The sequence below is a fragment of the Runella rosea genome, assembly GCF_003325355.1.
Lineage (GTDB): Bacteria > Bacteroidota > Bacteroidia > Cytophagales > Spirosomataceae > Runella > Runella rosea.
This window is the reverse complement of the sequence record NZ_CP030850.1, coordinates 143650-169005: the sequence shown is the minus strand read 5'-3', so window position 1 is coordinate 169005 and position 25356 is coordinate 143650. Positions and strand designations below refer to the sequence as shown.

21 protein-coding genes and 1 other RNA gene are annotated in these 25356 nt (G+C 43.6%); 9 read left to right on the top strand and 13 right to left on the bottom strand.

Translation table 11 applies throughout. From position 1 onward, the window contains the following. Window positions 1-24: 24 nt before the first annotated feature. Genes DR864_RS00880 through DR864_RS00870 form a run of 3 tightly spaced genes read right to left on the bottom strand, consistent with a single transcriptional unit; the run spans window position 25 to window position 2841 of the window. Window positions 25-765 carry a hypothetical protein gene (locus DR864_RS00880; RefSeq protein ID WP_114065166.1) on the bottom strand — a complete coding sequence of 247 codons (741 nt, stop codon included), beginning with the start codon at window positions 763-765 and terminating at the stop codon, window positions 25-27. A 12-nt stretch (window positions 766-777) separates the two neighbouring features. Beyond that, window positions 778-2160: a hypothetical protein gene (locus DR864_RS00875; protein WP_114065165.1), complete on the bottom strand. Its 1383-nt coding sequence runs from the start codon at window positions 2158-2160 to the stop codon at window positions 778-780. Window positions 2161-2181: 21 nt separating this feature from the next. Continuing rightward, complete coding sequence (locus DR864_RS00870) at window positions 2182-2841, bottom strand: FHA domain-containing protein (protein WP_114065164.1); 660 nt, start codon at window positions 2839-2841, stop codon at window positions 2182-2184. A 155-nt stretch (window positions 2842-2996) separates the two neighbouring features. Between DR864_RS00870 and DR864_RS00865 the strand changes: the two genes are divergently transcribed. The 4 genes from DR864_RS00865 (at window position 2997) to DR864_RS00850 (ending at window position 7556) form a co-directional block, all read left to right on the top strand. Further along, window positions 2997-4304 (top strand): formylglycine-generating enzyme family protein, encoded by a 1308-nt coding sequence (locus DR864_RS00865; RefSeq protein ID WP_114065163.1) that lies wholly within the window; start codon window positions 2997-2999, stop codon window positions 4302-4304. Between the two features lie 103 nt (window positions 4305-4407). Then, the gene (locus tag DR864_RS00860; RefSeq protein ID WP_114065162.1) at window positions 4408-5898 is read left to right on the top strand and encodes a serine/threonine-protein kinase; all 1491 of its coding nucleotides are present in this window, start codon (window positions 4408-4410) and stop codon (window positions 5896-5898) included. A gap of 19 nt (window positions 5899-5917) precedes the next feature. After that, entirely contained in the window at window positions 5918-6604 is a 687-nt protein-coding gene (locus DR864_RS00855; protein ID WP_114065161.1) for a peptidoglycan DD-metalloendopeptidase family protein, read from the top strand. Window positions 6605-6713: 109 nt separating this feature from the next. After that, entirely contained in the window at window positions 6714-7556 is an 843-nt protein-coding gene (locus DR864_RS00850; protein ID WP_114065160.1) for a CvfB family protein, read from the top strand. A 184-nt stretch (window positions 7557-7740) separates the two neighbouring features. Here DR864_RS00850 and DR864_RS00845 read toward each other — a convergent pair whose 3' ends face one another. Further along, complete coding sequence (locus DR864_RS00845) at window positions 7741-8889, bottom strand: FAD-dependent oxidoreductase (protein WP_114065159.1); 1149 nt, start codon at window positions 8887-8889, stop codon at window positions 7741-7743. 181 nt (window positions 8890-9070) lie between these two features. Between DR864_RS00845 and DR864_RS00840 the strand changes: the two genes are divergently transcribed. Together DR864_RS00840 and DR864_RS00835 are read left to right on the top strand one after the other, a co-directional pair. Continuing rightward, window positions 9071-9562 carry a RidA family protein gene (locus DR864_RS00840; RefSeq protein ID WP_114065158.1) on the top strand — a complete coding sequence of 164 codons (492 nt, stop codon included), beginning with the start codon at window positions 9071-9073 and terminating at the stop codon, window positions 9560-9562. A gap of 119 nt (window positions 9563-9681) precedes the next feature. Then, on the top strand, window positions 9682-10491 hold the full coding sequence (locus tag DR864_RS00835; RefSeq protein WP_114065157.1) for a mechanosensitive ion channel family protein: 810 nt from the start codon (window positions 9682-9684) through the stop codon (window positions 10489-10491). 52 nt (window positions 10492-10543) lie between these two features. On the opposite strand, the gene DR864_RS00830 is transcribed toward DR864_RS00835, so the two are convergent. Then, the gene (locus tag DR864_RS00830) at window positions 10544-12220 is read right to left on the bottom strand and encodes an amidohydrolase (protein ID WP_114065156.1); all 1677 of its coding nucleotides are present in this window, start codon (window positions 12218-12220) and stop codon (window positions 10544-10546) included. A 558-nt stretch (window positions 12221-12778) separates the two neighbouring features. Here DR864_RS00830 and DR864_RS00825 point away from each other — a divergent pair. Beyond that, window positions 12779-13498, top strand: coding sequence for a LytR/AlgR family response regulator transcription factor (locus DR864_RS00825; RefSeq protein ID WP_114065155.1), 720 nt, complete (start codon window positions 12779-12781; stop codon window positions 13496-13498). Here DR864_RS00825 and DR864_RS00820 read toward each other — a convergent pair. Continuing rightward, entirely contained in the window at window positions 13495-14805 is a 1311-nt protein-coding gene (locus DR864_RS00820) for a sensor histidine kinase (RefSeq protein ID WP_162793489.1), read from the bottom strand. The two genes, DR864_RS00825 and DR864_RS00820, sit on opposite strands and share 4 nt — an antisense overlap. Before the next feature lie 871 nt (window positions 14806-15676). Between DR864_RS00820 and DR864_RS00815 the strand changes: the two genes are divergently transcribed. Next, window positions 15677-16399, top strand: a complete 723-nt coding sequence (locus tag DR864_RS00815) for a LytR/AlgR family response regulator transcription factor (protein WP_114065153.1) — start codon at window positions 15677-15679, stop codon at window positions 16397-16399. Window positions 16400-16534: 135 nt separating this feature from the next. Further along, window positions 16535-17827 (top strand): alpha/beta hydrolase family protein, encoded by a 1293-nt coding sequence (locus DR864_RS00810; protein ID WP_114065152.1) that lies wholly within the window; start codon window positions 16535-16537, stop codon window positions 17825-17827. Window positions 17828-17950: 123 nt separating this feature from the next. Here DR864_RS00810 and DR864_RS00805 read toward each other — a convergent pair whose 3' ends face one another. From DR864_RS00805 to rbfA, 7 genes are all read right to left on the bottom strand, one after another. Beyond that, complete coding sequence (locus tag DR864_RS00805; protein ID WP_114065151.1) at window positions 17951-19516, bottom strand: OmpA family protein; 1566 nt, start codon at window positions 19514-19516, stop codon at window positions 17951-17953. A gap of 59 nt (window positions 19517-19575) precedes the next feature. Beyond that, window positions 19576-19980, bottom strand: an RNA gene (gene rnpB / locus DR864_RS00800) — RNase P RNA component class A. 98 nt (window positions 19981-20078) lie between these two features. Next, window positions 20079-21386, bottom strand: coding sequence for a DUF4403 family protein (locus tag DR864_RS00795; protein WP_229599488.1), 1308 nt, complete (start codon window positions 21384-21386; stop codon window positions 20079-20081). A gap of 262 nt (window positions 21387-21648) precedes the next feature. Continuing rightward, entirely contained in the window at window positions 21649-23304 is a 1656-nt protein-coding gene (locus DR864_RS00790) for a beta-N-acetylhexosaminidase (RefSeq protein WP_114065149.1), read from the bottom strand. Window positions 23305-23357: 53 nt separating this feature from the next. Continuing rightward, window positions 23358-23693 (bottom strand): tRNA-binding protein, encoded by a 336-nt coding sequence (locus tag DR864_RS00785; RefSeq protein WP_114065148.1) that lies wholly within the window; start codon window positions 23691-23693, stop codon window positions 23358-23360. 39 nt (window positions 23694-23732) lie between these two features. Next, window positions 23733-24806, bottom strand: coding sequence for a prephenate dehydratase (gene pheA, locus DR864_RS00780; RefSeq protein ID WP_114065147.1), 1074 nt, complete (start codon window positions 24804-24806; stop codon window positions 23733-23735). 91 nt (window positions 24807-24897) lie between these two features. After that, window positions 24898-25272 carry a 30S ribosome-binding factor RbfA gene (gene rbfA / locus DR864_RS00775; protein WP_114065146.1) on the bottom strand — a complete coding sequence of 125 codons (375 nt, stop codon included), beginning with the start codon at window positions 25270-25272 and terminating at the stop codon, window positions 24898-24900. Between the last annotated feature and the right edge of the window lie 84 nt (window positions 25273-25356).

Below are 25356 nucleotides of genomic sequence, written 5' to 3'. Positions count from 1 at the left end.
TTTTCCCAAGGGAGGGACCCACTTTTAGGTGTTCGTAAATAAATCATCCAGCGAATCTAAGTGATAACTTTCGGGAGGGTTCAACAACCCAGCGGCGGGTTCTAGATGTCCCACAGAATGGTCGTGGTGCGGTAATGGAGAATGTTCCAGATTTGCCACCTCAACATGACTTTCATGCCCCAAAAGCGTACCTTCGGGCAGTTCACTTTCCACGTAGGGTTTTACCAAAGATACATAATCTTCTTTATTTTCGGGCGTCATACCCGTCCATTCTTCGGCAGTATAGGTGTTATACCACTGCCCATGCCATTCAAAAATACCTCCCGGCCCTACTTGAGACCGGGCCGTATCAAACGCTTCTTTAAAAGACACATCCTGCTTTACTTCTGCCACCTCCAGTATGGGCGCGGCTTGTCCCGTCGGCTCCGCAGCAGCTGGGGTTAGGGGCGGGACAACATACGCCGTTCCCGATGGTTTTTCAGTAATCGTGGCATTGATAATCTCCGTCGTAATTCCACTCGATGTATCCATCACCTCGGCTACTTCGGAAGGTTCCTGATTCATTGCCCACCATGATACAAAGGCAATATTGCCCACCATGACAATGCCCGCCCCCGCCATTTCGGTCGGTGACATTTTATCGGGGCTGAATATTCTGGGTAACTCACGGGCAGGCGAGGCCGCCGCCTGAGGTTGGGGCTTGGGTTGTTGCGGTTGGGGCTCTTCTTTCTTGTGAAAACCCAACATTCCAGTTTCATCCAACATAACTGTAATTTATTAAACTGTGAATAAATCGTCTGTTGACACATCGGTATCTGGCACCACAGGCGTGTCGTGTGCACCATAACCTGACGTATAATTTAGGTGTGTTTCTACCGCATGAACCCCAGCATCCTCGTGGTCTGGAATGTCAATAATCGGGGCCTTTTCGTAGGCTTCACTCTGTGCCATAATGGGTTGACCGTCTAGGCCAATCGGCACGGCGGTTTCGAGCGTATTATTGCCATCGGTATCCAGCAAAGCCAGATCAGGTTTACCATTTTTGTCGGTATCAACGAGGGCAATCTCCGCCTGTACATCGGTATCTTTATTGACCAATGCGGTTTCGGCGTATCCATCACCATCGGTGTCCAAATCCACCACTTCCGATGCTTCATTAAGGCTCGACAATGAGTTGGCCACGGTCGAAGTGGGTGCGCCCGTGGCTGGATGCATGGGAACTTGCCACGGATTTTCCAAAACTTCGGCTTTATCTTCCAATACCTGCCCTTCGTCAGATACGGGAATGGCGGTTTCAAGTTTTCCGTCGTTGTTTTTGTCTACGTACATAAAGCCCGAGATACCTTCTCCTGGCTCGTCTTTGATGACCACATCCGCCAGCCCGTCGTGGTTATGATCCGCCATGGTGGTTTCTTCAATGCCATCGTTGTCGGTATCCAATTTAACAATATCCGGTTGCAATTCTACCACTGGCGCTTCGTTTTCTACTTCCACAGGGTTGATAATTGGCTCAATACGCGTCGTAAAATCCGCCTGCATTTCCTGAGGCATGGCATTCCATTCTTCGATGGAATACGTGCTGTACCACTGGCCTTTGTATTCAAAAAGTCCACCCGGCCCTACTTGATCACGCGCCTCAATAAATGCATCCTTAAATGCTGAGTCGTCGCTTATTTCAGCAATTTTAATCTCATCTGGCACCACTGGCAGAGGTTGGGGCTCTGGCTCAGGTTGGGGAGCTGGTTTAGGCTTGGGCGCTCCTCCCGATGGCTTGGGAGCTGGGGGCGGAGGGGGCGGAAGCGATGGTGGCTCAACCACCGCCACTGGAGGTTCTATAAATTCTTCTTTGGGTAACTCGGGTACAATCGAATCAATGGGAGGCTGCACGGTGGGTTTCACTGGCACAGGCGTGTCGTCTCCTTCAAAAACGGTCCATGAAATAAATCCTATACTCCCTACCGCTACCGCACCAATCGCCAACGCTCCCGCCACTTTAGAATAATCTTTGGGAGCTTTTGGCTTTGCCGCTGGTGCGGGTGGCATTGCAGCAGGCGGTGGCGTAGCCGCTTGAGGAGGCAAATTTGGGGGCGAGAGCGGCGGCGTTTTTTGGGCAGGCTCATTAGGCCCACCAAAAAACTGGGTGTGTTCATTAAGGCTCATCTATTTTCAGCGTTTAAAGGTTCAAGATTTTACCCAAATCGCTTTGCACTGTACACACAGGCGTTGCTTTTTGTGGTACTCGTAAGGAAAGCCGTACAACGAGCGGCTACATTTGGGACACACGTACTGAATCTTAAAATCGTTTTCGATATCGGTGACTAAATTCTGCGTTTTGGCCGATTTGTTTTTAGACATCAATTCCCGGGCGGCCAAGCCTACAGCACTGCCTACAGCGGTACCCACGCCGGGTACAGGCACAAAAAGAGTTCCCAAGAGAGCGGGAGCAATGATAACACAAGCTGTAATAAATGTATCCATATTGTTATTGCCCCGGGCCTGTTGAAGCAATAATTGATACCTATCCCAGACATCCTGCAACTTGCCAAATTCCAGAGAATAATCATTGGGGTCGTCGCGAGTGGTACGGGCAGCGTCGAGTATCTGTTGAAGGCTCAAGCGCTGGTCGGCCACCAAAATAATATCATTGTGGTTGATACTTTTACGTTTGATGCGAAAACCGTTGACAAACGTACCGTTGGTAGAGCCTAAGTCTTCCAGAACAACCGTATTTTGAGCAGGATTAATCACGGCCCGGGCGTGCTGGCCCGATACTCCCCTTGAGTTGAGTACCACCTGCCCGGGAAGCGGTTGTTGTCCTCGTCCGATTAGGATTACCTGCATTGGAGTTGTTTCGTTATGCGTTGTATTTCAGCATCTTGCTTACTGAGGGCTAATTTACGAAACAAATGAATATGCGCCCTAATCCTTTTTATCGAACGGTAAAAGATTCTTTGGTCCTACTCTGTTATCTTTAACAAAAAAAGCTATCTGTACTTATGAGGACCATTTTTTGGCTATGGGTTATCCTTTTTATTCCTTTTTTGGCACCCGCTCAGCAAATTACATTTGATGAATACCGACGCCGGGCCGATGCCTGCCTTGCGCGGGAAGATTATGCCTGTGCCGTACAAAACTACGAACGAGCACTCCGAATCAGGGAAAATGATGCTCACTGTGTTGATGGTTTGACCCAAGCGACCCAAGCCTTGAAAAAACCTAAACCACCAAAATCTAAGCCGCCCAAACCCGTTGTTACCAATCCGAAACCCTCCACAGTAACTACTCCCGCAATTCGTGCTTTTTTGGTGGTAACAACAGATTTACCTATCCATGTATATATCAATGGTGGTACGCGTCAATTCGTTTCTCCCAACGATATTGCCAAAAAACTACCCTTGGATGCTGGTGCCAATCTTGTCGTAATTAAACCAACCGACGGGGGCTCCGATGGGTTTGAAAAAACCGTCACCGTTCGGGCATCTGGGAATCAGCTCTTAAAAATCAACCTATTGGAAGAACGGCGAGCCGCCGAAAAACAATCCAAGTCCAACGTGTTACAGCCCCCCACCAACGCTCTCGTAAATACGTCGCCTAAAAAAGACGAAAATCCGCCCAAAAATGATGCTCCAATGCCCAAAAACGATGCGCTTTCGGAAGAGTTGAGCCGCTTGATGGTCGCGGTAAAAGGAGGAACGTTTCAAATGGGAAGCAAGGATGAAAAACCAATCCATACGGTCGTACTGAATGATTTTTACATCAGCAAATACGAAGTTACCCAGCGTCAATGGCGCAGTATCATGGGAACGCTACCCAAGAAATTGACCAATAACGGCTGCAATGATTGCCCGATTGAACAAGTATCCTGGAATGATGTGCAGGAATTCATCAAAAAGCTGAATCTACGCACTGGCCTAAACTTCCGACTGCCGACCGAAGCCGAATGGGAATACGCCGCGCGGGGTGGGGCGCAAAAAAGCAATAATACAGTGGAGTTGAAAGATGCAGGCTGGTATCGTTCAAACAGTGGAAAAAAAACACACCCCGTCGGACAGAAATTGCCGAATGAATTGGGGCTTTATGATATGCAAGGAAACGTCTGGGAATGGTGTCAGGATTGGTACGACCCCAATTTTTACGCAAAAAGTCAAGTCAATAATCCAGTAAACTTGGCAGAAGAAAAATACCGGGTTATTCGGGGCGGTTCGCTGGATTCGGGCGCCGACGCCACCACGCTCACCACCCGCGATGGATACAAACCCGCAAGCGATAATGGCTACGTGGGTTTTCGGTTAGTACGCAACTGAGACCTAACTTATTTCTCACCGTTGGATAAAAATAGTTAGGCTTTTCAGTCAAAATCGGTGTATTTTGGCTATTTGAAATCGAAATTCGGATGTTTTGCGCCTTATGACTTACGAGCAATTTAAACAACGTTATCGCTACGACCCCGCCAACGACATTCTTGGTGAGGGGGCTTTCGGCAAGGTTTTCCGCGCCGTTGACACCGAAAATGGCTCTACCGTAGCTATTAAAGTGGCCCCCGTCAATATGTCGAACGAAAGTCATTCGCTCAAGCATGAGTTTGAGACCGTCGGCAAGGTAGACCCGCATCTCAACATTGCGATGTATGATGAATGTTATCGTTTTTCGGTGGAGTGGGCTGGCTTGCATGATTTTGCCGTTCTGGAATATTATCCGTTGGGGAGTTTGGACAAAATCATCAAAAATCACTCCCTTACCGATACCGAAAAGCACGATTTAGCCGTCGGCATTTTGGAAGGGCTTCGTCATCTGCACACCACGGGGGCGCAGGGAGTGGTTCACCGCGACCTCAAACCGCGAAATGTCCTGATTCAAAAATGGCGCGGCAAATACGTTCCCAAAATCACCGATTTTGGCCTGAGTAAGTTTTCGGATTCGATTTCCAACAGCGTGATTTCTCAGAGCTTCAAAGGCGGAACGCTCAATTATGCTTCACCTGAGCAAATTAAAGGCGAACAGATTCGCCGAAATACCGATTTATGGTCATTTGGGGTCATTTTGCACGAAATCATGACGGGCGAAGTCCCCTATAAAATTGATGACAGTTCGGAAAGTACCCTTCGGCAAGTGTATGAACGGATGAATAGTCAATCTTTGCCCGAGTCGTTTAAAAACGTCAGAGAACCTTACGCCTCCATCATCAAAAAGTGTTTGATGGTCAATCCCAACCAACGCTACCGAGCCGCCGAAGAAATTCTTTTAGAAATTCGTCAGACACCGAATTCACCCGTCCCTCCAGCATCCCCCCCAATTCCCTCCGTTGCGCCAGTAGTTGAAGCAAAGGCCGATCAAACCGAGATTTTTGAAGACAGCCCTTTTGCGGGCTTGGGAAAAGCCGCCGATTCTTCGGCCGATGTGCAACCGTTGAAAGAAGCCTCAGTTCCCCAACAAAAAGACTTAAAGGAAAGCGATGGGTACGTTCGTTCAAAACCAAAGAAGACCTCCAACAATACGCCCTTGATTATTTTAGTCGGAGTAGCTGCATTGGTGCTCATTACTGCTTCGGTGATTTATTTCGGCGGGGATAAAAAAGAAGACATTACGTATCAAACCACGGATTCAACGACGACCGCCGCGCCCAAAGCCGTGGCAGATACGGCAGCGCTGGCCCAAAAGATGGATTCACTCTTTAATATTCCTGATTATCAGAAATATGCCCAAATCTCACTCCAAGACTCCATTCTGAAGCAACGCGCCCTTACCAAGTTACTTAACAAAGCACTGGAAGCCGACAAATTTGGGTTGGAATACGCCGAGGACCGCGACTATATGAGTTCGGTCTGCAAAGCAATCCTGCTCATTGACCCCAAAGAGCCTAAGGCGTTGAGCCGTTTGGAAAAAATCGCTATGTATTAACCCTTTTCTTGTTTCAATTTTGATCACTGAATTACTCAAAAAATACCAAGCTTCGTTTGCGCCCGTTGTCCCGTTCGATTGGTCTAAAAACGACTTTTTGCACCTTAATTTTACCGAACAAAACCCTGAATTAGAACTGGTTGAATTACAAAACAGCCAGCTTTTTTCAGATTATGTTTTTGGAAAACTACGCGCCGCCCATGCTTCGGTTGGGGTAGGCGGCTACAACGAGCACCGAACCATTTATCGTCGCAGTGCGCATTTTCAACAAACAGAAGAGCCGCGCTGTATTCACCTTGGCGTTGATATTTGGGCGGCGGCTGGCACGCCTGTTTTTTCACCGTTGGCAGGACGCGTCCACAGTTTTGCCAATAACGCTAATTTTGGTGATTATGGCCCAACCATTATTTTGGAACATACCCTCGAAAATCAGCTTTTTTATTCTCTTTATGGGCATTTGAGCGCAGAATCGTTGGAAGTATTGTACGAAGGAAAGCCCATCGAAAAGGGTCAACTCATTGCAACATTTGGCCAATTTCCCATCAACGGCGACTGGCCTCCGCACCTGCATTTTCAACTCATGACCGACCTGCTTGGCCTCAAAGGAGACTTTCCTGGTGTATGTACCTTAAGCGAGCGTACTCGTTTTTTACAACTTTGTCCCGACCCCAACCTGATTTTGGGCATACCGGGGCTTTTTCAGTAGTAACATTTAGCCCTTGCCAGCAAAAGAGTTACCTTTGCCGTAATTCAGCGCACCCAGTGGGTTGAATTACCGTAATTAATCAGAGCAATCAATAAAAAGTAAGTATAACATGGGAACTCGCCGTTTGCGAATGGGTCAATACAATCGACTTCAAGTCGTGAAACGCCTAGAATTTGGGATTTATTTGGACGGATATGAAGACGAAATTTTGGTTCCGACCCGATACGTCCCCGAAGGCGTTGAAATCGGTGACTATCTCGACGTTTTTGTGTACCGCGATTCAGAAGACCGCGTCATTGCCACTACCCTTGAGCCTTACGGAACCGTAGGTGAATTTGCCTACCTGACGGTCAATGCCGTGACGGCGGCGGGGGTTTTTATGGACTGGGGCCTCCCCAAAGATTTGTTTGTTCCGTTCAAACAACAACGCGATAACATGCTCGTGGGTAAGTCATTTCTGGTGTTTATTCATTTAGACACCCAAACCGACCGCATTGTGGCATCGGCCAAAATTGACCGTTTTTTGGATGAAGATATTTCAGAACTGAAGGAAGGAATGGAAGTAGAACTTCTCCCTTTTGAATACACTGATTTGGGCATTAAGGCCCTCATCAACCAGCGGCATTTGGGCGTTTTGTACCACGGCGAAGTGTTTAAAGACATTGACTTGGGGAAACCCACCAAAGGCTACATCAAAAAAATCAGGGAAGACCAAAAAATAGATGTGGCCCTAGTTGAGCAATCCTACAACCGCATTGCCGACAGTAAAACCGTTCTTTACGAAAAATTGGAAGCCGCCGAAGGCCATTTTCTGCCATTTACCGATAAATCTGACCCCGCGCTGATTCATAAAACGTTTGGTATGTCCAAAAAAGACTTCAAAAAAGCCATCGGGGGGCTGTTAAAAGAAGGAAAAATCAAGTTGGAAGAAGACGGCATTCACAAAGTTTGATTTCTTGAATTTACTCCATAAAAAAAAGCGCGATCAAAAATCGCGCTTTTTCTGGACTAAGGTCTATTGTTTACCCCAATAGATATCTTTGTTTCGAATAGAAATGTCTGTTGTTAATAGGCAGTACTACCAGCAAAGACTCCTTCGGAATTAAAAAGGTTGGAAAGCCTGTAAAAAATATTTTTCAGGCCCGCATATCTTCCATTAATTTCTGTAAAACGGCCACCACTTTTTCGGTCTGCTCGCGGCTCGGTGTCGTGTCCCAATTCCCAACAATTCCGTTACCCCCTAAATAAATACCGTCTTTTCGGGAAATAATGCTCGCGCCTTTGGTGTTGAGTTTATACGTCACCTCAGGCTGCGGAATCAGGCACGAAAGCTGCCCCGAAACGGGTGTCAGGTGCTCATCGTTAAAAATCGCTTTGGCTCCTAAACCCATACAATTGACCACGCATTTTTCGGAAAGAGCGTCAATATCTTCTATTTTCTTGATTTCTTGGATTTTAACCTTTCCCCCAAACAACAAAAAGTCGGTCATGTGTTTGTGCAGATAGGTCGGAATATTAATCATGACATTGGAGCGTCTTGATACGTAATCGGCCTTAAACGGATGTTCTTTTTTGCCCAACATAATTCTTTCAGGTACCAATCCCGACAAATCTGCAAATATTTCGGAATTTGGGCGTTCAGCGGGTGGCTCGTTGAATACGTTGTACTCATCCACCCACGAGATAATATCGTTTAAGCCCAACTGAAACTGAAATGCCCTGAAAGATAAACGGGTAGCTTTTTCCCACCACGCCTTAAATTCGGGGGTGGCCTTCTGCGGGTCGCACACCCTCGACGACGGCGACCACGTTCCGGTAGCCAAGCTACTGGTAACATTGGGGGCAAGGTCCTTGGCATAAATTGTTACTTCGATGCCTTTTTCTTGCAAAAGTCGCGCGGTGGTGAGACCGATGGTGCCCGCTCCAATAACGGCGACCTGTTTAACGCCCGTTTTCAGGACTTCTTCGCGCGCCAACATGCCCGAACCCCAAGACAACGACCAACCGCTCCCCCCATGACCATAATTGTGGACGAGGGTTTTGCTGCCCAACTGCTCAGATTCGAGCCTTGGGCCAATAGTTCGGAACGGCCGAAGCCCCACGGTTTCCCGGACGATACGGTCCATTGAAAGACGCAATTTAGGGATACGATAATACCCCATATTGATTTGGAAATGCTTATCGGCATATCCTTTTGCGGTAGTAGCGCAAGAAGCAACCATACTACCCACAGCCGCCCAACTGCCCGCAATAGCGGCCTGTTGGATAAATCCACGACGATTCATAAAGAAGGATTAGAGTGTTGAATGAGATCGTTATTGCCGTGCGGCCTTCGGCAATACATTTATAACTTTTATCAAATCTACTTTCAAAAAGGCATACAACAAAATATAATTTTGGTTATTTTACATTTCAAAATACTATATTTTTACTTTTCACTATTCAACAACACAAAACCTTTAAATTATGCAAAAACTATTCACTTTCATTGGACTTGTTGTTTTTTCATTTTTTTTCACAACAACCACCCAAGCCCAAGCCGTTGAATTTTTTGGTACACCTTCTTCAGCCATTTCGTCGGGGGCGGTTATACCAGAAGGAAAAAAAATGTTTTGGTCAAGTGGCGTAGTTGCCGATGTAGCCGATAGCAGTGCCCAAGTGGGCACGTATGCACGTTTTGGCAACACCAAAACACAGGCTTTAAGTATTTTAAAAAAATTACAAACTGCTTTAGCTAAGCAAAAATTGTCGTTCAAAGACGTATTGTACCTACGGGTGTACGTTGCCCCCGACATGTTTCAAAACAACAAGTTTGACTTTCAGGGCTGGTTTGATGCCTATGCGCAATACTTCGGAACCAAGGAGAATCCCGTAAAACCCTGCCGCTCTACCATCGGCATTGCAACGCTGGTTCAGCCCGACAAATTCATTGAGATTGAATTGGTGGCGGTCTATTGAGTGAATATCCCCCACCAATACATCAACCTTTATAATGTGACCTAATTATTTTATTTCAGTCTTATTTTCAATCAAAGTATGTAATAAATAGCTTAATCAATTAAAACCTAAACCTCAATATGGATATTAAACTCGATTCAATCAAAGACCAACTCATTTTAGCCATTACTCAGTACGGTGGCAAAATTCTGTTGGCGATTGTAGTTTTTATCGTTGGTCGCTTCATTATTGGGCGTGTCATGAACTTCCTCGGTCAACGGATGAATAGCAGTCACATTGACCGCGACGTACAACCGTTTCTCAAATCACTGGTGGGAGTGGCGCTCACTGTTATGCTTCTGATAAGCTGTGCGGGAATTTTAGGCGTACAAACGACTTCATTCGTCGCAGTTTTGGGGGCGGCAGGTTTGGCCGTTGGTTTGGCCTTGCAAGGCAGTCTGGCCAATTTTGCGGGCGGCGTTTTGCTCCTGCTCTTTAAACCGTTTCGTGTTGGCGATTTGATTAATGCACAAGGCTTTACAGGTAATGTAGAAGCGATTCGCATCTTTGATACGGTGCTAGTAACGGTTGATAATAAAACAGTTACGCTCCCCAATGGCCCGTTATCAACGGGGCCGATTACCAATATCTCCACTAAAGGGGACATCAGGGTCGACATGGTATTTGCGGCCGGCAGTCAAAACGGAGTTGATAAAATCCGCGCCAGCATTGAAAAAGTAATTGCGGCCTGCCCGTATGCCAACGCGACAACCCACGATGTATTGGTGACTAAGCTCACCGAAAATGCCATCTTTTTCGACGTAAGGGTATGGACAAAAGCCACTACCTATTGGGAAACGTATTACTTTGTCCATGAACATATCAGTAAACAATTTGGCCTCGACAAAGTAGCCGCTCCGATTCAACAATACACCGTAAACCAAGCCTAAATTAAAGAAAGAGAGCCACTGTAACAGTGGCTCTCTTTCTTTAATGATTATTTTACTTCCCTCCTTCTATTTTAATTTTCTTGAGGTCTTCTTTTTGGTCGTCCCGAAGCGTTGGATATTTGATGCCTAATTGCTCCAAATACGTTTTGTACTTCGTGGGGTCGTAGTAATATTTTGAAAGCTCAGGCTTGAATTTCTCCATTATAGTACGGTTCAAAAAAACAGCGGGCACTTCTTTGGGCGAAATCAAGGGTTCATATTTCATCTCTTTCGTTTGCTCATTTTTATAGTAGTCCCACGCATTTTTGATGATTTCGGGTTTCAACAGCATATCAATCAAGGTCATGGCTTCCGCTTTTGCCCCATAAACCACGCCTTTGTGCGCAATGGGGGTCGCCATTGAAATCGCGTTTGACCAGTGGTGTCCGGGCAATCCCGGAATATTGGACGGATAACGTAAAACGATGGTAGGCAATGACCAAGAAATATCCGCAATATCGTCAGAGCCTCCCCCCATAGACATCCCTTGCCCACCCATCATGCGCGTTGGTGAATCGGCGGGTAAGCCTATCGTGTCTACTTTTGTAGCCAAACCCGTAATTTTAGGCGCTTGAAGCTCTTTTTGGGAAGCCATCGCCAGCATTTGGTCTTCTTCCGACCACGTCGGCAAACCTACTTTTTTGATGTTTTCGTACATTGCCTCGGCAATAGGCTTACTGAAATGTCCTGGCCAAGCCGACCCCAAAATTTCATAACTAAATTTTGTATCCGTCATTAAAGCCGCTCCTTCAGCGATTTTTACGCCAATGTCAAACAGCTTTTTGATTTTGGGATACGAGCGTTCGCGAAAATAATACCACACTGCCGCTTTGGAAGGAACGACGTTGGGTTGGTCGCCACCGTCAGGAATCACATAATGCGAGCGTTGGGTCAATTCCAAATGCTCACGCCGAAAATTCCAACCTACATTCATCAATTCTACGGCATCCAAGGCACTCCGCCCCCGCCAAGGAGCCCCTGCGGCGTGTGCGGCGGCTCCTTCAAAATTAAATCGTACCGATACCAAGCCATTGTTGCCCGCATCACCGTACGAAACTCCCAGATTGTTGGCTACATGCGTAAAAATACAAGCATCCACATCTTTGAAATAACCATCCCGCACAAAAAACGCCTTCGCTCCTACCAACTCCTCAGCTACACCCGGCCAAAGCACCAACGTGCCAGAAATTTTCTCACGTTCCATGATTTCTTTTACCGCCAACGCCGAAATAATGTTCAACGCTTGCCCTGAGTTGTGGCCTTCACCATGCCCCGGCGCCCCAACTACGATGGGGTCCTGATAGGCTACTCCGGGTTTTTGCGAAGCTTTGGGAATACAGTCCACATCTGAGCCAATGGCAATGACTGGCTTTCCACTGCCCCATTTGGCCAGCCAAGCCGTGGGCATATTGGAAATGCCTTTTTCAATGGTAAAGCCGTTTTTTTCTAACAATTCGGTTAAATACCGATAGGTTTCAACCTCTTGAAAGCCCAGTTCTGAAAAACTGAACAACATATCGTTGATTTGCTGTCCCATCACGGCACGTTTTTCAACGCCAGCCACGGCCTCTTGTTTGAGTTTTTCGAGACGGACTTGCTCAGGGGAGAGTTTGGGGGCTTTTTTAGACTGAGTCCAGCCCATTGTACTAATTGCCACTGCTAGTAGCGCGGTGTAGAGCGTTTTTTTCATAGTTTAGGTTGATAAGTGAACGGAATCAATCCAAAAATAGCAAAAAACCCTAAAAATTGGCCCAAAAAGGGAAATAAACTGCAGAACTATTCCTAAAAAAGACAAAGCACAGTGTATTTCACTGTGCCTGTACTACTATACTCAACGTTATGAAAAATTTTTGGGACCGAAAATAACTCTATGCTATCGACGCATCAGAAATCTTGTTCGGTACTACTTCGGAAAGAATCGTCATTTATTCAAAAATAAGAAACACCTGTTATCGCTTTAGCCTATCATTTACCTCTCCATTTCAGCGACTATAACTACTTAATTATTGTGTTCCTAATAAAGTAAAAATACCATTATATATGTATTAACAATTATTTTAAGAATGTGTTTTAATCAACCATTCTTTTTTTACAAATATATGTCAAAACTCAGATGAATCTATTTGTATATAATGAAACGTGTTTTTTTTTATATGAAAGCTATGAAAATCTAAATGGATGCTGAAAATCAACAAAAGCTGTTTATTTTTGATGAGTGCTTTTTTTACTTAGAAAATTAACCTATCAAATGAAGAATAAATTCGCTGCTCTTATCGTAGAGGATGACCCTGTTGCTGCAGCAGAATTGGACATCTTTTTAGGTAGGACGAATATGTTTGAAAAGCCTACTGTTTATACCACAGTAATGGAGTCCTACCGCCATCTCATCAGTCAAACGGTAGATATTCTTTTTTTAGACCTTGAACTTCGCGATTTTTCTGGGTTAGAACTGTTAAAACTCCTTAAAAATCATCCACCCGTTATCATAACGTCTTCCCATGTCCAACTAGCCATTGATTGTTTTGAGTTTGAAGTGGCTGATTTCTTAAGTAAACCTTACACTTATACCAGGTTGTTGCGGGGTATTCATCGTGCCATTCAAAAACAACCCTCCACTGACATATTAGTCGAAGATGTGTCATCAAAAAAACATATCTTTTTACAAACGGGGCGTGCCTCGGAGCGGTTTGAGTTAAATGATATTTTATACATCGAAGCCTACGGCATTTATGTAAAAGTGATCACGAAATCGGGGGTGGTTGTTGTCAATCAAATGTTATCAAGCATAGAAAAAGACCTCCCGACAGCCTCTTTTTTGAGAATTCACCGCTCTTTCTTAATTAACCTTGAACACCTCAATCGAATCGAACCCAATGACTTGTGGGTTGGTAGTTTTCAAATTCCGATTGGTTTATCCCATAAAGATAAGGTACGACAAACGCTAAAAAATAACGGGATAATTGATTAAAATTTTCGGTTAGGTACTGTAAAATAAAATGTACTTCCTTCACCTGCACGGCTGGTTGCCCATAATTCGCCCCCATTTTTACGAATAAACTCCCGACTTATCCAGAGTCCCATTCCATTCCCTTTTTCGCCATTTGTACCGAGTGTACTTAAACGGGAAGCGCCCATTAAAACCATTTCTAACGCTTCTGGGCCAATTCCCATGCCTGTATCCTGAATCGAAATGACTGTTTTATCAGACTTTTCTTCGGCTTCAATGATAATTCTGCCCGCAGGAAAGGAAAACTTTACTGCATTACTCAATAAATTTCTCAAAATTAACTGCAAATGATTTTCATCACCCCATCCAATGGTTATTGCAGGCACTTGATTAAGCACCTGCATTTGTTTTGCATTTATTTCTTCCTTTTGAAAAAGAATTGCTTCTTCCACTACTTCCCGGATGGGTATCTCAACAATCACACTTTTATATCCGCTCAGTTGTAAATTGGCCCAATTCAATAAATTACTCAGCAACAGACTTACATCTTTTGTTTTAAAATCTATTTCATTAATAATCTGCTTTGATTGGTCTACCGAGAGATGACCTTCATTGAGCCGTCTAATGGTAGACTGCAAATGATACAGAGGGGAGCGAAGATCATGACTGATTACGGCAAATAACTGGTCTTTGTACTGGTTTATTTCCTGTAAATCAGCCGTTTGCTGAGACAGTTGCTCATTTCGCCTGATTAATAGTGCCTGAAATTGCCTAAAATTTGACTTATTGAAATAAACGCAAACACATATAAAAAAATAACAAACCGTAAAATTCACAATTACTGAATAGTAATTACCGTAGGTCCAATCCCGAGATACATCTTTGATAATCAAGACAATGACCCAATATACCGTAACATTAAACACGATTGCTGCTACTTGAAGATATCTATCAAAAAGTACCATACCCATGGCGGATAGACCCACAACAACAATTTGCAAGTCATCTATTTTGCCCAAATTCTGATTAAATACGGCAACTGCCATTAAAATGACATGGGTTACTACAAATATGTAAATAAAACACACTCTGTAGTGGTAGGCTTTCAACATTAAATAGAGTGGTAAATTTATAATGGCAAAAACAACCATTAAAATAACCATAATGGCTCCATCTCCCCAGAAAAAATCCATCAAAGACAAAATCAACTGCAATACTAAACAGCAGATATTCAGAACATTACACAAACGGATACGCTGTTCATCTAATGGCGATAAATTAGGGTGTATCCCCGTACTACATAGATTTTCCCAAGACAAATTTTTCATAACTATGTTCATCCATCCGACGTCAAATGTAACCCACACGGTTATCGCTCTATACTCAACGTAGTCACAAGATTAGGCCCTTAAAGTGGGATATTATACTATTTTTTCAAAACAATTGAAAAAGAAAAAACTTTAATAAAAACACAAACAACCAGCCCAAGATTGGTGTTAGGCTGTTATCGGCATGTTCATTTTTAGTAAAATGAACATGCCAAAAGTATAGTTCAAGGATTTAATTAAATTTTGGCAAAGAGAAGGATTGATTAACAACCAAGTAGGGCAAAAGAAGAGGAGAAACGATGATTAAACAAATCACCAACAGGCATCCTACTAAAACACGAACTAATCGTTCAAAAAGGTTCATTATATAAAAGTAACTAAAGATATATTATAATTTTTTTAAGAACAACCATTTATTAGTCATCTCTAAGAATTTTACTGCTAATGTCTTTTGAACAACATGTTCTAAATCTATGCTACATGCCTCAGTTTTGCTGACTAAGAATTTAGCTTCAAATTAGAATTTATTATTAGAAAAACAAAAACATATCTTGGATTCAGTAAACAACACCAAAATTTATTTGGGGCGTTTTGTCTTAATTTGGTAAGAGGCTAAATAGTAATGCGAGGAAGAATATGCAGGGTAAAGTGCTGGTACAAAAATACATTGAGTATTTTTACGATTCACAAAATACTAATGAACGAGACCTTTTTTTATGTAAAACCTACAATTAAATATATAAATGAGTAAAATAAGGCAACTTAAAGTTAAAAAGCTTTGCTATCTTAACGCATCCAATTCTTTTATAGCGTATTATTTCCTGATTATTTTTCAAGTATACTATTAATATATACCCATTTGTTCAACGATATGGAACATAAACTTGTCCCTTTAATTGTAGAAGATGATCCCCTTGCCCAAAAAAGCTTAGTTTATCTCCTCACTAAAACCAATATGTTTGAAGACGCTGTTGTGTGTGGAACAGTTACTGAAGCATTTGAATACCTCAATAGAAAAACCGCCGATATAATTTTTTTAGACATTGAACTTCCCGATTTGTCTGGGCTAGAGTTATTGAAACTGTTCCCTGCCCATGCACCTGTCGTCGTTACTTCCTCACACGTAGAACTAGCAGTAGATTGCTTTGACTTTGATGTTATTGACTTTCTCACTAAACCCTTTTCTTACACCCGCCTCCTAAAATCTATCCAACGCGCCACTAAAAAAATACCAAGTCAGCAAGTTATTGCGGAGAAAACGCCTGTTAAAAACTATGTTTTCCTCCCAACAGGCCGCTCAACGGTTCGGTTTAATTATAGCGATATCTTGTACATTGAAGCCTACGGTGTATACGTTAAAATTGTTACTTCAGATGGTACAGTAGTAGTAAACCAAATGCTTTCAAACATTGAAGAGGTATTGCCTCAGGAGCCATTTTTACGAATCCATCGCTCCTTTATTGTAAACATGAATCATATCAATCGTATTTCGTCCAATGAACTGAGGGTCAGCACCTACTTTCTTCCTATCGGGATGTCTTACAAAGATAAAGTAACGCAAAAACTAAAAAGCAGTGGATTACTCAGTGAATAAAAACTTACTCTTTAGTTTGATTTTCTCTTCTAGCCCTTGTTTCTGACTATCCATTAAAGTCGTCATTCTTCGAGGCTTTGCTCTTCATTTCGATTGTCCCTTTGTTTATTTTTTTCCTTATTCTAACAACCTTTTATGAAAAAAAACGCCCTCTTACTTGCTCTATTGGTCTTTACCGAATGTTTTCATGTCGGTATCACCTATGCCCAAACAAACTTTATAAACGGCGATTTGCTTCCTGATGCCCCTGAACTCGCAACGAGGGGAAAATATAGTATTGGGGTCCAAACCCTGAAATTGGTCAACAATAATCAGTTGGATGTTCTCCATTCGAAAAACGGAAAAGACTCCCTCTATAATCGCCCTTTAACCGTTGAAATTTGGTATCCTGCCATCATTCCACCAGATAAGCAACAACTCGTTGAATATGACCAAGTGCTTGGCTCCAGTAATGACCCCAAAAGACCTCTAATCCCCTTCAAATTTATGGGGCGGGCTTTACGCAACGCCCAAGCCGACAAGACCGACGGGCCCTACCCTCTCTTGATTGTGTCTCATGGGTACTTAGGCTCTCGGTATTTACTTACTTACCTGACCGAAAACTTAGCTTCCAAAGGCTATATTGTCGTAGCCATTGACCATACAGAATCTACCTTTAGCGATGCGGCAAGCTTTGCCAGCACATTGCTCAACCGTTCGCTCGATGATTTGTTTGTTCTCAATGAAATGGCCCGCTTGGGTAACAAGGAAAGTAAAACTTTTTTGTCAGGGTTGGTAAATGCTGAGAATACGGCTTTAATTGGCTATTCCATGGGCGGTTATGGAGCACTCAATGCCGCTGGTGCGGGTTACAGTGCCCAAGCCGTAAAATTTTTCGGCCAAATGACTGGCGGTAGCAAAGCCTTAGAAAAAAGGATGACAGGAAATGCCGCCTTTTCGGCTTCCCTTGACCCAAGAATTAAGGCAGTTGTCGCTTTTGCTCCTTGGGGAATGGAACGGGGCGTTTGGGATGCTGAAGGATTGAAAGGCCTTACCGTCCCTACATTTTTTGTTGCAGGCAGTCAAGATGATATTTCGGGCTATGAAAAAGGAATCAAGGCCATCTACGACGGAGCAATCAACGCCGACCGTTATATGCTAACCTACATCAATGCCCGTCACAATGTAGCTCCCAACCCTCCACCCACCGAATCTATCACGCCCGGCCTCCCCCTTGATGAATATTTGCGATATGCTGAACCTGCTTGGAACGAACGTCGTATCAATAATATCAATCAGCATTTTGTAACGGCATTTTTAGGCGCACAACTCAAAGGCCTTGACTACAAAAAATATCTGGAAGTAAAAGAGAATTCTAATGAAGCAACATGGACGGGATTTAAACCTCGTACATCAGTGGGCTTGGAATTAAGACATGCCAAACCTTAGACTGCCCGACCCTTAAAAAACAGGAGGTTTTATTTTTCTTTACAACAGAAACTCAACATTTACAAAAAGGGTCATTTTGCTTAGCAAAATGACCCTTTTTGTTTCAATTATGTTTCGAATTTCTTATCTCTGACGTTTTTCGCGGGCTGGCTTAGTTGCCTCTTGCTCTTTCTTTTTACCCGTACGGAAACCTGCTGGATAAGTTGAACGTAAGTCATTCATCGGTAAAATTCTGATTTCTACGCGACGGTTACGGCTCATCCCTTCTACTGATTTGTTATCGGCAAGCGGACGAAGCTCTCCGTAATATTCAAGCGTGATACGGCTTGGATCCTGCAAACCATTACGTATTAGGTAACGTTTGGCGGCTTCTACCCTGCGTTTCGAAAGTTGCACGTTATAGTTATCAGAAGCGCGAGCGTCGGTATGGCCTACGATAATCGCCCGACAATTTGGACGAAGATTGAGTAGGTCAATCACTTGACGAAGAATCTGCTGCGAAGGATCTTTTACGATCGCCTTGTCGGTATCAAACTCGATGTTACCAAACATTGCTTCACATTCTTCTTTCGGCAAATTACGGGCAATAATATCTTTGATGTACTTATCAAGATCCATTGCTACTCCACCACCTGATACAATGCTGTTGGCAGGAGTACTTGGTTCTTTGTCGAAAAGGTCAGCAACACCATCTCCATCTGAATCTGTAAACAAACGTGGATCAACGGGTTTAGGCATATTTGCTTTAGCAATTGAGTCAGCCTCTTTCATCGTAGGATTATACGGCGGCGGAATCAAAGCCAATGGGTTAGTATAACGCAAATGATAACGACCTTTGGCTGGATCATGGACCCAATTTCCTTTGGCATCTTTCTTAGCCATTACTGCACTCTTGCCCATTTTGTAGGTAATTGCCAATCCGACACTTCCCCATTTATCTTGTTTTGAATCTCCTTTTCTAAACAACCAAATATCTTGTCTTGGGTACTGCTCAGCACCACCACCGCCATACGTAACATCCAATTTTTCGGAATTAACGTGGTTTAGGGTAAAGTCTAAACCAATATCAATACGTGGTGAAACTTCAAAATGAATGGAAGAACCAATGGGAACTACAATTTCACGCGTGTAGGTAGATCCATCTCTTTCCCATTCCCCAGCAGTTTTTGAGCTTCGATTTGTATTACTGCTAATGAGGAGCGTACCGTTGTTGGTGCCCATACGATACACTTTAGAATTGAACCACATGTACCCATAACCTACGTAGACATCCCATTTCCAACGTTTGAGTTTATCATAACCAAACAGAATAGGCTTGAGATTGGCATGAGCGTTGATTGAAGTTTGCAGAAACCCTTTTGACTCAAAATGAGCATTGTAAATTCGCTGTTTGGAGCCATTCAGGTTTCCAGTCCAGAAGTTAAGACTTGCTCCGAAAATAGGAGATACCTGTTTGTGCAACCCCAGGCCTAAACCACCCGTTAGATGTTCTTCTGGCCCCAGTTTAAAGTCGTGCTGACGTAAATCACCGTAAAATTGAGTCAGGGCGGGGGTGATGGTAAGTGCCCATGTATTCAATTTATTAGGACCTTCATAGCCTGCGCGTTTAGGTGCGGGGGCCTGAGCATTAATTTTCGTCAATGCAAACGATACAATTAATAGAGTGGACAGAAAGTTGACTTTTTTCATGGGCAATGAATGATTGTTATTTACTACAAAAAGGTAATACTAACATTTTCTTAAATAATAGTGTATCAAGTCTTATAAGCCGGATTCTGTTTCCCGACTTTCATCGGGACTCTTATCATTTATCTGGTTCTGACGTCGCCGTCCGAATCTATCAACCTACCCATGCCGATACCCCGTTGAAGAGGATTGGAGCGAGTAACTCCAAAATCGGCACTTATTTGGTCTTTCAGCCCGTAAGGTTTACCATGCCTCGCTTGTCACCAACCGAGCGGTGGGCTCTTACCCCACCCTTTCGCCCTTACCCAATTTCGAACGAGTTCGAAACTTGGCGGTTTGCTTTCTGTTGCACTTGCTGTCAAGTCGCCGTCACCAACGACCTGCCTTCCTGTTAGGAAGTACGGTACTCTGCGCTGTCCGGACTTTCCTTCCCAAAATTAATTTGGAACGATAAGACGGACCTGATTCACTATTGGGCACAAATCTATGAAGAGTTGTGCTCTTTAAAAATCAAATAAACAGAAAAAAATCGTAATAACCATAAACTGTCATTCAATTTTTTGACTTAGAGTAGCCCATCAATTTTAACTTCGATGCGCCCTTTTGCGACAACTAATGCTACCAAAGAGGTTGGAGTTAGATAAACCTGATCAGGAACCAAGGTGTCTAAACGCCCTCCCAAATCTACCCCTTTGGCTACTTTACGGTTAGTAAGTTGTTGACGAATAGCTTTTTGGGCTTCGTCAATTTGGGTGCCTATTGGAAACACAAATTGTTGTTCTATTTGTTTGGCAAAACGTCCCTGCAACAGCCAATTTGCCGTTTGAACAAGTACGTTTCGGGTACTCAAATCATAGTCCACATTCTTTAAAGAAAGTAAGCGCGTATCAGCATCGTAATAAGGAACACCTTTGAGATAGATGACTCCGTTGATGCTTCCCTTCAATCCCGCCTTGATAACAAGCTTATCATTTTGACCATAAATATCAACCTCCGTCACTTCAATTTTGTATTTTCCGTCTTTAAAATCAAATGTTTTCCCAATAAATTGAGCTGCCGCCAATCGAGAGGCCTCTTCATAGGGCACCACCCCAATCAATCCGATTTGAAAACCTTGGGGTATATCATTGGTGATAATCAGATTAGGCACATCGACGACGGGCTTCATGACTGGTTTTGCCCCAATCACTGTTTGGGTGAAACCCCTGATTCCGATGGTTGCGCTAATTTTGCCATTTTTAATTTCGAAAGGAGAAGCCAAAATATCGGTCGGAGTCACCACAAGCCACGACCTGTACTCTTCTGAAAGTAATCTTGGTTCACGGATTAAATTCCAGGCTTGGATGACGTAGGGTTTAATGATGAAATTTTTCCGTACGTTATCGTCAATGGATTTTGAAATCGTGCCTAAGTTTTCGGAAATTTTACGGCTTACCAAACCAGTAATGGGTATATCAATTCCCGCTACTTTTATGCTTGGTTTCGTTACCCAATCAAAGCCCGCCGAAACGGTATTGGTACTGACTTTCCAGTCAGGATCAATGCCAAAACGGGTCATAAATTTCAGATTTAGCTGAAATTCGGTGCTTTGACTGCCCGAAATCTCAATGCCCAACGGCGCTATTTTATAGGCTTTTTCAGCCCATATTTTCAGCGGTACGGTATAATACAGCAATGAATCTCTGGCCTCAGCAACGATTGGTGCTCTTTTCCAAACTTTAATCTTAAAATTATCCTGATTGTCGTCGCTAAAACTATTGTCTTCATAAATCAACCCCTGCACCTGCACATTCAGGTGTTTTGTTACCTCGGCAATCGATAACTCGATGGGTACATGAACAACCGATTTATGTTTTTCGCTTTGAATTTCCATGTTCGTATGTTGATATGCCTCCGCTGGTGCTTTTGGCTGCGTAGTGGTTGGGGGTTTACAGCCAATAACCAATAGAGAAAGAACAAAAAACGAAAGATAAATTAACGAAGAGAAGGGGCAGGAAAAAGTGTATCGCAAAACTAAAGGTTTAACACCAACTTTATCTAATAACATGAGAATAATTCAAAATAAATGAAGGACTCGCAAAGTTATCAAAACAACATTACAAGTCCTCTTTATTGTCCATCAAAATACCCTTTTTCTATTTTTTCAACGGCCACCGATAGGTAAATTTATGATTGATGGGCGCTTCGAAATAGTTTACATTTAAATGGTCAAGTCGCTTCTTATGAACATCCAAGCGTTTTTTAAAATCATCGATATTCTTGTCATTTTTGGCCGTCCAACCTACTTCCGCCAGTGCGCAAGCCCGTGGAAAAGTCATGTACTCGACATACTCGGGCGTGGGCATATATTCGGTCCAGACATTTCCCTGAACGCCAATAATGTGTTTAGCTTCATCAGGAGTCAGGTTGGAGGGGGTAGGTTCGTATGAATACGACTCTTCCAAGGGTGTAAACCCTCCGATGGCAATGGGCTGGGTTTTGGAATCCGCCTGATAATGGTCTAAATAGCAAAAATTTCCGGGTGTCATAATTGCATCGTGGCGCTGTTTGGCAGCCGCCACTCCCCCTTCAATACCCTGCCAACTCATAACTGTTGCATTAGGCGAAATCCCTCCCTCTAAAATCTCATCCCAGCCAATCATTTTACGCCCTTTTGAAGTAATGAATTTATCAATACGACGGATAAAATAACTCTGTAGTTCATGTTCATCTTTCAAGCCTTCCTTTTTAATCAATTCCTGACAAAAGCGACTTTCTGCCCACTGTTTTTTGGGGCACTCATCCCCTCCAATGTGAATATATTGGCTAGGAAACAAGTCAATTACTTCAGCCAGAATGCCTTCTAGAAAGCGAAATGTCTCTTCTCTCGGGGCAAAAACATCTTCATGTACTCCCCATTTGGTGCCTACTTGGTAAATTTTGTCAGGGTTATTGCCATATTCCGGATAGGCTGCAAGCGCCGCCAAGGCATGTCCTGGCATTTCAATTTCAGGAATGACGGTCACAAAACGCTCCTGCGCGTACCTTACTACCTCTCTGATGTCATCTTGGGTATAATAACCGCCATAGGGCTTGCCATCGTATTTTTGGTCACTATAATGGCCCAACATGGTTTGTCGGCGTTGCGAGCCGACTTGGGTCAATTTGGGATATTTTTTAATTTCGATTCGCCATCCTTGGTCATCGGTCAGATGCCAATGAAAGGTATTCATTTTGTGCAATGCAATCAAATCAATGTATTTTTTGATGAAAGAGACGGGATAAAAATATCGCGCAGCATCAAGCATCAATCCACGATAGGCGTACCGTGGTCGGTCTTCAATTAGGCAGCAGGGAATGCTCCATTTTATATTCTCAACCCTTCTGACGCCGTAGATTTCAGCAGGCATCAACTGCAGTAACGACTGAATTCCGTAAAAAAAACCTTTAGGTTGCTCGGCCGTAATGATAATTCGCTTAGGCGTTATTTCCAAAAAATAGCCTTCTTCGCCGAGCTTATCATCTTTTGAGGCGACAAAATTGATACCATCTTTGACCCGAAAATTACCCGCAAATACCTTCGTATCCTTGCCTGTGACACTCCCAATCTTGTTTGCCAGCTCTTCGGCTAGGCAGCGCAGTACGGGGTCGGTACTTGCCACAGCAATGACTGGATTCTGGGGAAGGATAAACGTCCCTTCTTTCGGCAATAACTGTAATGGCTTTGGAAGAATCGGGTAAGACGTTTGTCCAAGAACGGGGCATAATACCCAAAATGATAGCAAAACGAAAAGCTGAAAGCTCTTTTTCATAAATTGGGATAATGGTTTTGGGCACGAATAAAGGAGTAATTTACAATCAAATTTTAGGCTAGGCGGGTACCGTTGGGCACATTGCGCTCAGGAGCAGACAAAACAACTTCACCATCGGGCAACACAAACCCCGTGACGAGCACTTCAGAGAGGAAATCAGCGACTTGTTTAACAGGAAAATTAGTAACACAAATCACCTGACGATGAAGGAGTTGCTCTTTAGAGTAGAGCTTGGTTAGCTGGGCAGAACTGCGTTTTATGCCAATCTCGTCGCCCAAATCCACCCACAGTTTAAAAGCAGGCTTTCGGGCTTTTGGAAAATCTTCTACTTGAACTATCGTTCCGGCCCGCAACTCTACCTTTTCAAAATCCTGCCAATTGATGCTCATTTCCTACTTAAAAAAAGTGAATAATACAGCACCGAGTAGCTACGCATTTTTGACATAGCTACCCAGCCATTTGATGTAGTTGCGGTGTTTTTTGAATACTTTCTGGACATTCTCATCCTTAAAATACCCTTCCAACTCAATAAAAAACCAGAAGTTAAAATCTTCGCTGCCTTTGTAAGGACGGCTTTCGATTTTGGTGAGGTTAATATTCAAGCGTTTAAAATCCTGCAAAAAACCAGCCAATATCCCCGGCTTGTCGGTATCGGGCAAACGGGCGATGATGGTGGTTTTATCGTTTTCGCTGGGCTGATTGACAAAATCTTTGGCCAAAATAAAAAAACGAGTGCGGTTATTACCATTGTCTTCAATGTTATCAAACAAGACGGGCAAACTAAACAACCGAGCGGCAATGACCGAGCAAATAGCCGCACTTTCGGGGTCTTCAGCCGCCAACTTAGCCGCTTTAGACGTAGACTCTACCTGAATCTCTTCGGGTTGAGTTTGCTCAAAATATTTATTCAAAAATCCCCGGCACTGCCGAAAAGCAATGTCTTTGGAGTAAATACGCTTGATTTTTGAGGGGTTTTCGCACTCCGTTGCCAACGCAAAATGGACAGGAATTTTTAGCTCAGCCGCAATGTTGACACTGGTTTCGTTGAGTAAGTCAACAGTCTCATATACAATACCTTCTTGGTTATTCTCAATCGGAATCACACCAAATTTTGCCCGCCCAGTGTCTACCGCTTCAAACACAGATTTTATGGTTGGCAGGGTCATGTATTCGCTCATGGCACCAAAACGGCTTTCGGCGGCTTGGTGCGTAAAACTGCCCTCAGGGCCCAAATACGCAATGCGCTCGGGAAGTTCGATATTTCGGGCCGCCGCAAATATTTCTAAGTAAATGGCCTCAATCGCGTCGGGCGTAAGCGGGCCTTTGTTGTGCTTTTTTACCCGGTCCAAAATCGCTTTTTCACGTTCGGGACGGTAGATGACCGTTTTGGTAGCCCGTTTCAATTCGCCAACTTTATGGACCCACTCCATACGACGGTTCAAGAGGGTAAGCAGTTGGTCGTCCAACGAATCTATTTCGTGGCGTATTTCTTCTAAAGTCATGGTTTAGGAGTCAAAATTGGCGGGAATAAGCGTAATAAATGCGCCTATTCCCGCCAAATCAATAGAAAATTACACAAAACTTGTTTTAATATTAATCAGCATCTTCTTTGGGTGGCGGTGGAATGGTCAACCCTGCAAAAAGGTTATCCATTTTGGCCGCGTATTCTGCCGTATCGTCCAAATAAAAATGGACTTCGGGGACAATCCGCAACTGATGGCGTACCCGTTGCCCCAATAACTGACGTATCTGCTTGCTGCGTTCTTGTATTTGGTCTAAAATAAGTCCTTTATTTTTTACGGCTAAAAAGCTCAAATAAACACGTGCCACGCTCAAATCTGGCGACATTCTAACAATGGTGACGGTGATAAACGCATTGTCGAACCAGGTCCGACCTTCTTTTTGAAAAATATCGCTCAGATCTTTCTGTATTTGCCGAGCGACTTTTTGTTGTCTTTTGGATTCCATATTCAATTTACTGGTTACGATTGGCCGCTAACAATATACGCTTGCATTATTCTCCTTCTCCCGCCAATCTTTTGAGATGGCCAC